This is a genomic window from Azoarcus sp. KH32C (assembly GCF_000349945.1).
Lineage (GTDB): Bacteria > Pseudomonadota > Gammaproteobacteria > Burkholderiales > Rhodocyclaceae > Aromatoleum.
The window spans coordinates 446324-459752 of sequence record NC_020516.1 but is presented as its reverse complement, the minus strand read 5'-3'; the positions used below and the strand labels follow the sequence as shown (position 1 = coordinate 459752).

Annotated in this window: 11 protein-coding genes; 6 read left to right on the top strand and 5 right to left on the bottom strand. The window is 65.9% G+C overall.

What is annotated here, in order from left to right; translation table 11 throughout:
* Positions 1-61 precede the first annotated feature (61 nt).
* The gene (locus AZKH_RS01970) at positions 62-1711 is read right to left on the bottom strand and encodes a sulfatase-like hydrolase/transferase (protein WP_015434053.1); all 1650 of its coding nucleotides are present in this window, start codon (positions 1709-1711) and stop codon (positions 62-64) included.
* Between the two features lie 294 nt (positions 1712-2005).
* On the opposite strand from AZKH_RS01970, the gene AZKH_RS01965 reads away from it, so the two are divergent.
* Positions 2006-2866 carry a flagellar brake protein gene (locus AZKH_RS01965; protein ID WP_172642449.1) on the top strand — a complete coding sequence of 287 codons (861 nt, stop codon included), beginning with the start codon at positions 2006-2008 and terminating at the stop codon, positions 2864-2866.
* 35 nt (positions 2867-2901) lie between these two features.
* Here AZKH_RS01965 and AZKH_RS01960 read toward each other — a convergent pair whose 3' ends face one another.
* Complete coding sequence (locus AZKH_RS01960) at positions 2902-4077, bottom strand: porin (protein WP_015434051.1); 1176 nt, start codon at positions 4075-4077, stop codon at positions 2902-2904.
* A gap of 392 nt (positions 4078-4469) precedes the next feature.
* Between AZKH_RS01960 and AZKH_RS01955 the strand changes: the two genes are divergently transcribed.
* Positions 4470-4811, top strand: a complete 342-nt coding sequence (locus AZKH_RS01955; RefSeq protein WP_015434050.1) for an EF-hand domain-containing protein — start codon at positions 4470-4472, stop codon at positions 4809-4811.
* Between the two features lie 4 nt (positions 4812-4815).
* On the top strand, positions 4816-5544 hold the full coding sequence (locus AZKH_RS01950) for a hypothetical protein (RefSeq protein ID WP_015434049.1): 729 nt from the start codon (positions 4816-4818) through the stop codon (positions 5542-5544).
* Positions 5545-5566: 22 nt separating this feature from the next.
* Here AZKH_RS01950 and AZKH_RS01945 read toward each other — a convergent pair whose 3' ends face one another.
* On the bottom strand, positions 5567-6031 hold the full coding sequence (locus tag AZKH_RS01945; RefSeq protein ID WP_015434048.1) for a winged helix-turn-helix transcriptional regulator: 465 nt from the start codon (positions 6029-6031) through the stop codon (positions 5567-5569).
* 133 nt (positions 6032-6164) lie between these two features.
* Here AZKH_RS01945 and AZKH_RS01940 point away from each other — a divergent pair, with 133 nt between their 5' ends.
* Both AZKH_RS01940 and alr read left to right on the top strand, forming a co-directional pair.
* Positions 6165-7466 carry a D-amino acid dehydrogenase gene (locus AZKH_RS01940; RefSeq protein ID WP_015434047.1) on the top strand — a complete coding sequence of 434 codons (1302 nt, stop codon included), beginning with the start codon at positions 6165-6167 and terminating at the stop codon, positions 7464-7466.
* On the top strand, positions 7463-8524 hold the full coding sequence (gene alr / locus AZKH_RS01935; RefSeq protein ID WP_015434046.1) for an alanine racemase: 1062 nt from the start codon (positions 7463-7465) through the stop codon (positions 8522-8524). The genes AZKH_RS01940 and alr overlap by 4 nt, the downstream gene beginning before the upstream one ends.
* Here alr and AZKH_RS01930 read toward each other — a convergent pair.
* Together AZKH_RS01930 and AZKH_RS01925 are read right to left on the bottom strand one after the other, a co-directional pair.
* Complete coding sequence (locus AZKH_RS01930; RefSeq protein WP_015434045.1) at positions 8493-11633, bottom strand: bifunctional diguanylate cyclase/phosphodiesterase; 3141 nt, start codon at positions 11631-11633, stop codon at positions 8493-8495. The two genes, alr and AZKH_RS01930, sit on opposite strands and share 32 nt — an antisense overlap.
* A gap of 15 nt (positions 11634-11648) precedes the next feature.
* Complete coding sequence (locus AZKH_RS01925) at positions 11649-12815, bottom strand: ABC transporter substrate-binding protein (RefSeq protein ID WP_015434044.1); 1167 nt, start codon at positions 12813-12815, stop codon at positions 11649-11651.
* A 266-nt stretch (positions 12816-13081) separates the two neighbouring features.
* Between AZKH_RS01925 and AZKH_RS01920 the strand changes: the two genes are divergently transcribed.
* Positions 13082-13426 (top strand): DUF2249 domain-containing protein, encoded by a 345-nt coding sequence (locus AZKH_RS01920; protein WP_015434043.1) that lies wholly within the window; start codon positions 13082-13084, stop codon positions 13424-13426.
* Positions 13427-13429: the final 3 nt, after the last annotated feature.

The following is a 13429-nucleotide window of genomic DNA, read 5'->3' as shown; positions in this document are numbered from 1 at the left end:
GACAAATCAAAACGAAATTGACATGGATCAAACGCCCGACGGCGAATGACATCGGCAGGACTTACTGGGTGCGCGGCGCGTCGGGGCGGACCGCCACGGGCGGCGGCAGCACGCGCGCCGGCGGCTGCTGTGGCGGCGCCACGGCCGTCGTCTCGCCGCCGTGCAGGTCACCGTCGGGAATCGGCGACGACTCCCACAGCGCGCGATACGCCGCGCTATAGTTGCCCAACTGCTGCGTCATCTTCGCGATGCGGTCGGCCGGACGGGCCGCCGTCACCGGGCCGATCCCCGAGTAACCGAGACCGGCGCGATCGCCCTGCACATTCAGGCCGATCAGGTCGAGAATCGTCGGCAGCATGTCGAAGTGCGTGACGTCTTCGGTGTTCTTCACGAGGTGCTTGTCCCCGCCGACCAGCAGGTTGAACACGCGCCGGTTCGGATTGGTGATCAACTTGTCGTAGGAGGTGTTGCCCATCGCCAGATGGTCGCCCTGCACGACGATCGCGGTCCGGTCGAGCCAGCCGCGCGAGGCCACGTAGTCGATGAAGTCCGCGACCTGCCCGGCCGTGCACTCCACGATGCCTTCGAAGTCGCTATAGCCTTGGCGCTCGCACAGCTGCGACAGATGGCCGTAGGGATGGTGCGTGTCGATCGTGAGTATCGTGAGGTTGAAGGGCTTGCGCGACTTCATCAGCGTGTCGAGTTCGCTCCGTGCGCGACGGAAGAGGTCGTCGTCGTGCAGGCCCCAGCCGCTCATCAGCTCCGGACGCTCGCCCGCGCGGATCCATTCCTCGCGGCCCATCACCTTGCTGTAGTGATGGTCGTGGAAGAACTTGCCGACGCCGGCGAAGGCGAGGCTCGACCCGTTCAGGAAGATGTTCGTATAGCCCTCGCCCGCGAGGATGTCGCCGAGGCAGCGCGCCCGCGGCAGAAAGCTTTCGACCTGCTCGCCCTGCGCGTTGCCGCCGAAGAGCGCGACCGACTTCAACGGCAGACCGCATTGCGTGCCGACGATGCCGGCGATCGTGAAGTGCGCGCCCATCATCTGGTGATAGTTATCGAAGGAAATCGCACGCCCCTTCGCCTTCAGGGCCGTCAGGCGGTGCAATAGATCGTGCCCGAACAGCGCCGGATCGGAATAGGTGTTCTCGAGGCTCTCGACGTAGATCAGGATCAGGTTCTTCGGCTGCTCCTTGCCCTTCACGAGCGCGACGCGCCGCGGATCGACGTACGAACCGGAAAAGTAATCCTCGCCGAAGTAGGCGCGCACGTAGCTCGCGAGCGAGAAGCTGTCGATGAAGTAGGCGACGCCCGCACCGAGAACGATCAGCGGGATCGCCCGCGGCGCGCCGTGCGTGAAGACGCGCATGCCCCAGCGCCCGACTCGTGTCAGCCCGTTGCGTAGCGACGTCATCGCCGCGCGCAGCCAGGGCACCGGCCATTTTTCGGGATGGGCCCGCAGGTGATTGACCCACTCGTCGAGCCCCCACAGCACCAGCGCGAGGGCGAGCGGCAAGGCCAGACCACGCCACAGCGCCCGGCGCACGAGCTCGGGATCGGTGGTCAGAAGGCCTTCCGTTCCGAAACGCAGGTGGTAGAGCACCTGGTCGATCGTCACCGAACCGAATTCGTCCGTGAGCCAGTCCGGCACGGCATAGAGCAGACAGCCGGCGAGGATCGCCAGCGGCTTGAACAATCTTCTGACACGCATCACAACTCCGCAGGCACCCTTCCGGACATGCACCCGCATCCCCACGGAAGGTGCGCAATATTACCGGAATGTGACCACGTAGACACGGCGCCCGCCGCGGAGTTTGGCGCCGCCGACGACAGGCGGAAAAACCGCCCGGAAGGCGACGCTCCAGCAATCCGACGCCCCATCAATATGGCATTGTCCGGAACATGCACACGCGTTACCATCGCCTCCCATTGCGACTCACCAAAACCCCTGCCGCCGATGTATTTCGCGCCCGTTGACCCGCTGGATCTGTATGTCGAACAACCCGTGCCGTGGGCCGTTTACGATCGCGACGGCAAGCTGGTGCTCGACAAGGGTGGAGAGTTCGAATCGGAACAGCAGATCCGGACGCTGCTCGCGCGCGGACTCTATCGCGAAGCCGCAGCGCCCCCGCGGCAGCCCGCGCCCGCCAGTCCGCCTCCTGCGCCTGCCCCCCAGCCCGCGGCGAGCGAGCAGCGCACCGAACGCAAGCTGCTCGACGAAACCCGCCTCGCGGTCGGAGACACGATCCAGCTGCAGGCGCAGTTCGACGGCGGCAACATGCGCCTCGCGGTCTCGCTGATCGGCTATCTGAAGGGAAAGAGCATCATCGTCACCGCACCGATGCGGGACGGCAAGTTCCTGATGATGCGTGAAGGACAAAGCTTCATCGCACGGATGTTCTCGGGCAAGAACGCGTATGCATTCCCGGCGACCATCATCAAGGTCACGAACGTCCCCTATCCGCACCTGCACCTGTCCTACCCGGCGGAAGTGGAAGCGGTGATGGTCCGGCGCGACGCGCGCGTGAAGGTTCGCGTGATCGCAGCGGTGCAGAGCCGCAATTCGCCTTCGGCGGCCGCGATCCTGTCAGACCTCAGCACCGGCGGCTGTTCGCTGCTGGCCGAAAATCAGCTCGGCCAGAAAAGCGACGAAATCGTCGTGAAGTTCAAGGCGCCGATCAGCGGCATCGAACAACTCCTGACGCTGAAGGGCATCGTCCGCGGCATCCAGCTCGACAATGCGCCCGTCGACGGCCGCTCGCGCTTCACGCACGGCGTCCAGTTCGTCGACCATGCTCCAGGGGACCAAGTCGCGCTGACCGCTTTCGTCTATCAAAAACTAATCGAGGACGAGCTCAAACTCTGAGCCCGTCCTCGGGTTGCTGCGTTAACGCTTCTGGCTTAGAAGAAGATGATGCCGCCCAGGGAAATGGTGCGGGTCTTCAGGTCGCCCGGGAAGACGTCGCTACCCGTGCCACGCTCGCGGTTGAACTCGCCGACCAGCGTGATGTACTTGTTGAGCGAGTGATACACGCCCACGGTCATCGACTTGAACTTGTTGTCGTCCGTCAGCAGGCCGTCGGTGTCGCGGTTCTGGCCGTAGTTGATGCCGACCTTGGTCTTGCCGAACTTGTAGGTGCCCTGGACGAAGTAGCCCTTGCCCTTGGTCTTCTCGAACGGCGAGAAGTACAGCGCGCCGACCGTCGACAGGCCGAGACCCTTCGCGTCGAAGCCGTAGGCCACCGCCTCAAAGTCGCCGATGCCGAACTTGGCGCCGAGCTCGTAGCCATTGGCGTCGAAGCTGCCGGAGCCGCTGGTCGTCTGATGCACGAAACCGCCCCACAGCGAGGCGCTCATGTTGCCGCCCTTCCAGTCGTAATTGACCATGCCCTGCACGCCGGGATCCTTCGTCTCGTCGCCGGCGAAGCGGTTCGGATCGAAGACGCCGATCGCAGCCGACAAGCCGCCCATCGTCGGGGTCGTGTAGGTGATCTGCGGCTGGAAGCCGGTGTACATGTAGCCGTGGCCGATCATGCCGAAGGTGGTGTTGAACGGCGTCGCGGCGTAGCTGTTGCCGCCCAGGCCGAGCAGGGTCATGTCGGACAGGATGATCTTCTGGCCGAAGAGACCGATGTCGCGGCCGAGCTTGATCGTGCCCCAGTCGCTCGAACCGAACTGGAAGTACAGGTTACGCGTGTCGATCTGCGAGAACGGGCTGTCGCAGCCGGTCGCGCCGCCGCAACCCGGGTTGGTCGGCAGGCCGACGACGTCCGACTTGTCGTTGATGCCGGGCGCGAAGCCGACGTGCGCCTTGATGTCCAGACCTTCGGCCTTGGTCGTGAACACGAAGTTGATCCAGCCCGGCAGCAGCCCGTTGGTCAGTGCGGAATTCGTGGTCTTCACGCCACCACTTTCCGACGTGCGGTTCGAATAGAAACCGTTGATCGTGCCGTTGATGTCGATCGTCGAATCGCCTTGGGTGAAGCTCACCGCATGGGCTTGACCCAGGCCGAGCACGCACAGCGCGCTGGCGAGTACCGTCCGCTGGAACACCCCGGTTTTCGCACGAGATTTCATCTTGTTTTGCCTCCTTGGCCTTTGGTTTGATGCCTATTTCTGTCTCGATCGCCTGCGTCGCATGCCTCGGAAGGCGGCGATACGTGCGCGCAGCCACGCCTGCCGGCGGGGCTTGGGGCGGTCATTGCAAACTCCGGGCCAATCGCACGTAAAGCACGGTTTAGCGGCTTTTCCACGGGTTTTGGGCGCTTTTGTCTTCGAATTTCCTTGCTTCATTGATCCGCTTTGAAACACCTCGACACTTTTGTGCCGATACAGGCTGTTCCACAGTGGAACATCTGGCGCTGCAGCATGAACAACCCTTTCCGGACTACTGTTTTTTTGATTGCCTGTGCGCACGAATTGGCGGAACATTTCCTTTCCCACCGGCACCGCCAACCGCTTCGAACCCGATGAAGATTTCGCACCTCCGCCTCCCCATCCCCTGCCAGCGCGTCGCGACCGCCACCCTCTGCGCGCTGCTGCTCGGCGCCGCCTGCAGCGCCACTGCCCAGACGCTGATCCCTTCGCTCGAACGGCAGGATCACGTCGGTGATCTGGGGCGCGCAGCGCGGGAGAAGGCGGTCGCCCGTTTCGACGGCGCCGATGCGGACAAGGACGGGCGGCTATCGAAAGCCGAGGTGGAGGGGCGCCTGACCTATGTCGCGGAGAATTTCGACCGGCTCGACACTAACCACGACGGTTACCTGAGCTGGCAGGAATTCATCGGCCACGACCGCTGGAAGAAGGAATGAACCCATGCGCCCGGCGTTCCCCCTGAGGCAACTGCTGGGCGTCTTGCTTGCCCTGACGACCGTGCTGCACTGGGCAAGCACGGCCGCCGCGGAGGATCTCGCTCCCCTGCTCGCGCGCATCGAGCAGGCCTACGGCAACGTCACGCCGCCGGCGAGCATCATGCAGCGCGGCCGCACGATCTCGCAGATGCAGGGAGAAGGGACGCTGATCCGCGCCTACCGGGGTCCCGAACGCTTCCGCATCGAGATCCGTTACCCGGAAGGCACCGAGGTCCGCATCGTGGACGGCGCGCGGGCCTGGCAGCGCAACAAGCCGATGAGCGAGATTTTTCGCGGCGCCCTGTTGCTGCAGGCGGCACGCGTGGCCCTGCCGTGGAACCTGCTTGCAGCACGGGAGACCTTGCGCGACGGCGGCGAGCACGCGATCGGCGAAGGCCGCCTGCATTTCATCGAGCTCCCCCTGTCGGGCGGCCTGAAACTCGTCGTCGAAGTCGACCCGGAGTCGGGCCTGATCCGGCGCTCGCGCGGCATCCTGGCCGCCGAGAACGGCAGCGAGATGGTCTTCGGCACGATCTACGAGGATTTCCGCAACGTTGACGGACGACGCTATGCCGCCGTCGAGCATCACTTCGCAGGCGGACGCTACATCGGCCGCTCCTACATCGAAGACGTCGAATTCGACCTGCCGCTCCCCGACACCCTCTTCCGCCCCGAGATCCCGGGCATGATCTGAAAACGACTCTGTGCTGGCCGCATCACTCGGCCGGGATGTAGAGCGTCTCCTTGATCTCCTCCATCACCACGTAGCTGCGCGACTCGACCGCCGACGGCAGCTTGAGCAGGATGTTGCCGAGCAGACGCCGGTACTCGCCCATCTCGGTGATGCGCGCCTTCACGAGGTAATCGAAGTCGCCCGACACGAGGTGGCACTCCATCACCTCGGGCACGAAGAGCAGCTCCTTCTTCACGCGGTCGAAGACTTCGCCGGACTTCGCCGACAGCTTGATCTCGACGAAGACGAGCAGGTTCTTGCCGAGCGCCTGAGGACTGACGCGCGCATGGTAGCCGGTGATCACGCCGTCGCGTTCGAGGCGCTTCACGCGCTCGGTGCAGGGCGTGGCTGATAGCCCCACCTTGTGCGCCAGGTCGGTCATCGAAAGGCGGCCGTCTTTCTGCAGCAGATCGAGGATTCGCCGGTCAATCCGGTCCAGTTCGCGCATTTCACTCCTCCAGCCGGGAATTGCCCCGGCGAATCATTTTTTTCACCAATTAACGGTTTTATTTTAGTGAAAATCACTGCTTTATAGTGCCTAAACTGGCGATATTCAATAGATCGGATCATCGGAGTCAGTCATGCGCGTTCTCGTCCTCGGCAGCGGCGTCGTCGGCACCACCACCGCCTGGTACCTTGCCCGGCGCGGCGCGAAGGTCACCGTCATCGACCGCCAGCCCGGCTCGGCACTCGAGACCAGCTACGCCAACGCCGGCCAGGTGTCGCCCGGCTACTCGACTCCGTGGGCCGCGCCCGGCATTCCGCTGAAAGCGATGAAGTGGCTCTTCCAGCGCCACTCGCCGCTGTCGATCCGCCCCGACGGCAGCCTCTTCCAGCTGCGCTGGATGGCGCAGATGCTGCGCAACTGCACCGCCGACCGCTATGCGGTGAACAAGGAACGCATGATGCGGCTGTCCGAGTACAGCCGTGACTGCCTGCGCGCGCTGCGCGCCGATACCGGCATCCAGTACGAGGAACGCACCCTCGGCACGCTCCAGCTCTTTCGCAGCCAGGCCCAGGTCGACGCCGCCGCGCGCGACATCCAGGTCCTGGAAGAATGCGGCGTGCCCTACGAGCTGCTCGACCGCGACCAACTCGGACGCGTCGAACCGGCGCTCGCCCGCGTCAGCCACAAGCTGGCGGGCGGCTTGCGCCTCCCCAACGACGAGACCGGCGACTGCCATCTCTTCACGACGCGCCTCGCCGAGAAGGCGCGCGAACTGGGCGTCGAGTTCCGCTACGGCCAGGACATCCGCGAAGTGATGGTCGGCGGCGGCGACGTGATCGGCGTGCAGGTCGGCAACGAAGTGCTCGCCGCCGACCGCTATGTGCTCGCGCTCGGCAGCTACTCGCGCCAGATGCTCGCGCCGCTCGGCCTCGACCTGCCCGTGTATCCGCTGAAGGGCTACTCGCTGACCGTGCCGCTCATCGACGCCGCGGCCGCCCCGGTATCGACCGTGCTCGACGAAACTTACAAGATCGCGATCACGCGCTTCGCGGACCGCATCCGCGTCGGCGGCATGGCCGAGCTCGGCGGGTTCGACCTGGCGCTCAACCCGCGCCGCCGCGAAACGCTGGAGATGGTCGTCAGCGACCTCTTCCCGGGCGGCGGCGACGTGCCGAAGGCGGAATTCTGGACCGGCCTGCGCCCGATGACGCCGGACGGCACCCCGGTGGTTGGCGCAACCGCCTACCCCGACCTCTTCGTCAGCACCGGCCACGGCACCCTCGGCTGGACCATGGCCTGCGGCTCCGGCCAGCTGATGGCCGACCTCGTCACCGGACACCAGCCAGCGATTCGTCATCAAGACCTGGGGCTCGCGCGTTATGGCAAAGTAGCAGCTTCCCGCTCACAAGGCCTTAACCTCTCTCCTGCCGCATGAGACCCGCCCGCGCCCTGATCGACCTCGACGCCCTGCGTCACAACTACCTCCTCGCCCGCAGCCGACACGGCGGCCGGGCCCTTGCCGTTGTCAAGGCAAATGCCTATGGCCACGGCGCCATTCCCTGTGCCCGGGCGCTCGCGCCCGAGGCGGACGGCTTCGCCGTCGCCTTCCTCGAGGAAGCGCTCGAACTGCGCGCGGCCGGCATCGACCAGCCGATCCTGCTCCTCGAAGGCGTCTTCTCGGGCGAAGAGCTCGACGAGGTCGTCCGCCACGACCTGTGGATCGTCGTGCATCACGCCGAGCAGATCCGCATGATCGACCATGCTCACCCGGCGCTGCCGATCGAGGTGTGGCTGAAGATGAACAGCGGGATGAACCGCGCGGGCTTCCTGCCGCACGAGATGCTTCCCGCGTGGCAACGCCTGAAGGACTGCGGCAAGGTCGGCAACATCACGCTGATGACCCACTTCGCGCGTGCCGACGAGCCGGACGTGATCTCGACCACCGAGCAGATCGTCGCCTTCGACGCTGCAACGCGCGAGATTCCCGGTCCGCGCAGTCTCGCCAACTCCGGCGCGATCCTCGGCTGGCCCGCGGCGCATCGCGACTGGGCGCGCCCCGGCATCCTGCTCTACGGCGCCGACCCGATGCCCGGCGCACCCAACCCGCTGCGGCCAGTGATGACGCTCGAAAGCAGCATCATTGCCGTGCGCGAGATCCCGCAAGGCGCTCCGCTCGGCTATGGCGCACGCTTCAGCGCCGACCGTCCGACACGCGTCGGACTCGTCGCGATGGGTTACGCCGACGGCTATCCGCGCACCGTGCCGAACGGCACCCCGGTCGCCGTCGACGGCATCCGCACGCGGCTTATCGGCCGCGTGTCGATGGACATGCTCACCGTCGACCTCACCGACCTGCCGCAGGCGGGCATCGGCAGCCGCGTCGAACTGTGGGGCAACAACATCCCCGTGAACCGCATCGCCGAGGCCGCGGGCACGATCTCGTACGAATTGCTGTGCAACGTCAAGCGGGTTCGCTTCGAGTATCCGGGCTGACGCTTGCCGCCCTCGCGGCACGCGCTTCGATCAGCCGCAGGAAGGCCTCGGCCGACATCGGCCTCCCGATGAGGTAGCCCTGCAGCTGGTCGCAGCCGAGCGCGCGCAGGAACGCCCTCTGCGCCTCGGTCTCGACCCCCTCGGCAACGACCTTCAGACCGAGACTGTGGGTCATGTTGATGATCGCCTCGACCAAGTGCGCGTCGTTGCGGTCGTCCGGGCAGCCGCTGACGAAGCTGCGGTCGATCTTGACCACGTCCACCGGAAAACGCTTGAGATAGGACAGTGACGAGAAGCCGGTGCCGAAGTCGTCCAGCGCGTAGCCGATCCCCTGCTCCTTGATCTCGCGCATCCGCGCCTGCGCCTGGACGCTGCCATCCATCAGCACCGATTCGCAGATTTCCAGCACCAAGGCTCCGCGCACGATGCCCCACTCGCGGATGACCTCCGCGACCAGCGGCGGCAGGCTCGCGTCGCGGAATTGCATGCCCGAGACGTTGACCGCGAGGCGCAAGTCCCGGGCGCCCGCGTCGTACCAGCTCCGCCATTGCCGCGCTGCCGCCCGCAGCGCCCATTCGCCGATTGCGACGATCAGCCCGCACTCCTCGGCGACCGGGATGAACTGAGCCGGAGGAATGCGTCCGCGTTCCGTATGCTCCCAGCGGATCAAGGCCTCGGCACCGGCAAGCTCGCCGCTGCCGGCATCGATGATCGGCTGGTATTCGAGCACGAAGGCTTCGGCGGCGATCGCCTTGCGCAGCTCGGCCTGCATCTCCAGATGGGCAGCGACGTCGGCCTGCATCTGCGGTGCGTAGAAGTGCAAGCGGTTCTTGCCCGCCTGCTTCGACTTGTACATCGCGATGTCGGCGTTGCGCAGCAGGATCTGGACGTCCCCGCCGTCGTCGGGGAACACCGTGATGCCGACGCTGCACGAGATGTGATGCGAACCGCCGCCGAGCGTGAAGGGCTCGCGCAGCACGTCGAGGATCTTCTCGCCGATCGAGCGCAGCACGTCGGCATCGTGCAGGCCGGTGACGACGATCGTGAACTCGTCGCCCCCCAGGCGAGCGACGGTGTCGTGCTCGCGCACGCAGCCCTTCAGGCGCTGGGCGACCTCGATCAGCAGTTCGTCGCCGACGTTGTGGCCGAGCGTGTCGTTGACCCACTTGAAGCCGTCGAGGTCGAGGAAGAGCAGGCCCATCTTCTGACCGGCGCGCCGCTGCTGCAGCAGCGCGAGTTCCATCCTGTCATGCAGCAGGCTGCGGTTCGCGAGCCCGGTCAACGCATCGAAGTTCGCCTGCCGCCAGATCACCTCCTCGTGCTCCTTGCGCTCGGAGATGTCGCTGAAGAGCGCAACGAATTCGACGACGCGGCCGGCGACATCGCGCACCGCCGAAATCGTCAGCCATTCGGGGTACACCTCGCCCGACCGGCGCCGGTTCCAGACTTCGCCCTCCCACTGGCCGTCGTCGAGCAGGCGCGACCACATCGCGTGGTAGAAGGCCTGGTCGTGGCGACCGGAACGCAAGACCGACGGCGTGCGTCCGACCACTTCGCCCACGGTGTAGCCGGTGATGCGGCAGAACGCCGGATTAACGGACACGATGACCCCGCGTGCGTCGGTGGTCATGATGCCCTGCGAGGAGGCCTCGAACACCGCCAGCGCCTCGCGCATGCGCGCTTCGGTCTGACGGCGCAGGGTCACGTCCTGCAGCGTGCCGACGCTGCGCACGAGGCGGCCTCCGGCGTCGAAGTTGGATTCCGCCTGCGCGTGCACCCAGCGCGTCTCCCCTCCGACAAGCAAGCGGTGCTCGTGATTGTAGTGGCTGCCTTCCAGGCCCGCGCGCCAGGCCTGGGTCATCAGCTCGCGGTCTTCCGGATGGACCATCCGTAGAAGGTCTTCGAAGCGCAGCATCTGCCCGTCGGGCACCCCGCAGATGCTGCGCGCTTGCGCCGAAAGCTCGAACTGGCCGACATCGGGATGGAACACCCAGCTTCCGACGCGGGCAATCGACTGTGCGTGGTTGAGGTCCGCTTCGCGTGCGGCCAGCTCCGCCGTGCGCTGCTCGACCAACGCCTCGAGCTCGCCTTCATGCGATTTCAATTCGCCCAGCAGCGTCATCAGGCTGTTCGCGAGGTCACCGATTTCGTCGTTGCCGAAGCGCCCCGCCGTCAGCGCATGCCGCCTCTCGCCGTTCTGCGCGATCGCGCGGGCATCGTCGGCGAGATCCTCGATGCGGTGGGTCTGCGCCCGCGCCACGATTGCACTTGCCGCGGCGACGAGCACGACCGCCAGCATCCCCCACCACAAGTGCTTGCCGAGCAAGGCTTCGAGCGGCGCCTCGAACGCCGCTTCATCCATCGCGACCCTGACCGAGAGCCCCGGATGCAGCGGCAGTTCGGTTGCGATCGGCGCCGACATCGCGACCTGCTCGGGCGGCGCGTTGCGGATCCGGCTGACGATCGGCACCTCGCCCGCCAGCAATTCCACGCGGGCCAGCCCGCCGCCGAGTTCGGCGAACGGCGAGGTCGGTTCGTCCAGCCACTGCGTGAGGTTCGTTTCGAAGACGAGCGCCCCTTCGTGCGTGCCGGTCAGCCGATAGAGGATGGGCACGGCGATGCGCAGCCAGGCGTCCCCGTCGTGCTGTACGAGGGCGGTGTGGGTTTCGCCCTGCTCGACCGCCGAGACCAGCCAATCCTCATTGGCGTAGCTCGTCAGGGCCCGCCGGGAGACGAGCGGCTCGCCGCGGTAATCGACGAGCACGAGGTTGTATTCCATCTTCACCGGCAGCTCGTGGCGCGCGAGGAAGGGTCCGAGGTAGGTGTTGCGCCCCTCGGAGTCGAGCATCGCATTCGCGAAGAGCGGCTGGTCGGCCAGCGTGACGACTTCGCGGGCGCCGATCATGATGCTGCGGCCGATATGGTCGGCAAGTTGTGCCGCCGTCTGCTGCAACTGCTTCTCGGTCGCGGCGCGCACGAGCTCGCGCGCATTGAGGTAGGAGAGCGCCGTCAGCGCCAGCACCACGAGCGTCGTGAGCGCGGCGCTGTAAAGGGTGTAACGGCCCCGCAGGCCGAGGCGCCAACGGAAGAAGGGGTGAGCGTCAGGCATGCGCCGGGCGACCGGTCATTTGGCGACGCGCACGATCGCTCCGTCGGGTGCATAGCGAGCGACGAAGACCTGCGACGCATCGAGCGCGTCGTGGCGCGCCGGCGTGAACGGCCGACGGTAATGGCGGATCAGCCCGGCGTACTCGGGAATCTGCTCGAGCGCCGCACGCACCGCGGCGCGATCGGTGCTCCCGGCCTGGCGCACGGCCAGCGCCAGCAAGTGCGTCAGGTCGTAGGCCTGGGCCACGCCGACCGGCGAATCGATCTCGCGCGCACTCGCGACACCCCAGCGCGCACGCAGCTGCTCCACGATGCGCCGCACGCGTTCGCCCTTCGCGTCGATGAAGCTGTAGGTCTGCACGACCGAGAAATCGACCTTCTTCAACGCGTCGCCGGTACGCTCGAAGAACTCTCCGCCGGTGACGCCCCAATGCGACAGCACGGGCAGGCGATCGGCCGGCAGGTGGCCGGAAATCTCCTCGACCACCGCAACGCCCTCGAGCTCGTTGCCGACGAGGATGACGACATCCGCACGATCCTTCAGCAATGCCTCGTACTGCTCGTGCAAGTACGGATGGCCCATGTTGTACGATTGCCGCGACACCAGCGCTAGACGCTTGGACCCGGCGAGCTGCCCCTCGATCGCGGCGAGATTGCTGCGCCCCCAGCCGTTGTTCGGGATCAACAGGCCGAGCCGGCGATAGCCTCGCGCCTCGGCACGCCCAATCAGCGCAGCCATCGCCCAGCTGTCTCTCAAGGACAGACGGAATACGAAATTCGGCTGATGGCGATTGTCGGTGATGTCGTCCGCAGCGGCCCACGGTACGAGATAGGGCATACCCAGTTCGTGGATCAGCGGGATCAGCTGCTGCGCAACGGGGCTGTGCTTGCCGGACATCACCGCGACGACGTCCGGGTGCGCGGCCAATTCCGTGAGGTTGTCGCGGGCACGCGCCGGCATCGAGTTGTTGTTGCGGATCGCGATCTCCAGCGAACGCCCCGGGAGCACGCCGCCCGCGGCATTGATCTCCGCCGCGGCGATCTCGGCGCCGCGCTGGATCGCCTGCGCCGACGTCGCCGCCGGCACGCCGAATTCCGCATCGATCGCAAGAATCACGGGGCGCTTGTCATCGGCCGCGGGAATCCATCTCGACGCGGCGAGCAGGACGGCGCCCCCGATCATCCGGCATCCGAATTGTCTTCGCCCGCATGAAACCATTCCCGCCCCATTCAGCGCTATCCCGCGCGCGTGCAAACGGTAACACAATGTAATGCTATCCGCACAACGTCATAGGGCGGAAGGCGCCTGACCGGACGACGTCGCACAACAGCGGTCCCGTCAATTTCCGAAAATTGTCCTGGCTCAAGGAATTGGATAGCCGGCGCCCCTAGGATCCCACTGTCGCGACCCCGACCCCAATCATCCGAGAGACCCGACAGGAAACACCCATGAGCTGCGAATTGCCCGTCTTCGACAACACCGTCCATCCCTTCGACGCCCGCGGCGTCGCCAAGCGCTTCCGCCACGCCGCGATCTTCGGCGCACTCGAGTCGCTCGAAGATGGCGAAACGATGCGTTTCGTCAACGATCACGACCCGCTGCCGCTGCTCGGTCAGATCCGCCAGCGCTACGGCGCGCAGATCGGCATCAACTACGTCTCGCGCAGCGTCGAGGGCGTCGTCATCGACTTCACGGTCCAGCTCCATGCGACCGAAGCATCGGCGCCGCCCGCACCGACCGGTGGCGGATGCGGTGGCGGCGGAGGCGGCTGCGGCTGCTCGGGCGGCGCGTAAGCC

What these genes read in the sequence shown, in the direction of transcription:
- AZKH_RS01925 (WP_015434044.1), bottom strand. Translation starts at nt 12,815, where the DNA reads ATGATCGGGGGCGCCGTCCTGCTCGCCGCGTCGAGATGGATTCCCGCG.
- AZKH_RS01920 (WP_015434043.1), top strand. Translation starts at nt 13,082, where the DNA reads ATGAGCTGCGAATTGCCCGTCTTCGACAACACCGTCCATCCCTTCGAC.
- AZKH_RS01955 (WP_015434050.1), top strand. Translation starts at nt 4,470, where the DNA reads ATGAAGATTTCGCACCTCCGCCTCCCCATCCCCTGCCAGCGCGTCGCG.
- AZKH_RS01960 (WP_015434051.1), bottom strand. Translation starts at nt 4,077, where the DNA reads ATGAAATCTCGTGCGAAAACCGGGGTGTTCCAGCGGACGGTACTCGCC.
- AZKH_RS01945 (WP_015434048.1), bottom strand. Translation starts at nt 6,031, where the DNA reads ATGCGCGAACTGGACCGGATTGACCGGCGAATCCTCGATCTGCTGCAG.
- AZKH_RS01950 (WP_015434049.1), top strand. Translation starts at nt 4,816, where the DNA reads ATGCGCCCGGCGTTCCCCCTGAGGCAACTGCTGGGCGTCTTGCTTGCC.
- AZKH_RS01940 (WP_015434047.1), top strand. Translation starts at nt 6,165, where the DNA reads ATGCGCGTTCTCGTCCTCGGCAGCGGCGTCGTCGGCACCACCACCGCC.
- AZKH_RS01930 (WP_015434045.1), bottom strand. Translation starts at nt 11,633, where the DNA reads ATGCCTGACGCTCACCCCTTCTTCCGTTGGCGCCTCGGCCTGCGGGGC.
- AZKH_RS01970 (WP_015434053.1), bottom strand. Translation starts at nt 1,711, where the DNA reads ATGCGTGTCAGAAGATTGTTCAAGCCGCTGGCGATCCTCGCCGGCTGT.
- alr (WP_015434046.1), top strand. Translation starts at nt 7,463, where the DNA reads ATGAGACCCGCCCGCGCCCTGATCGACCTCGACGCCCTGCGTCACAAC.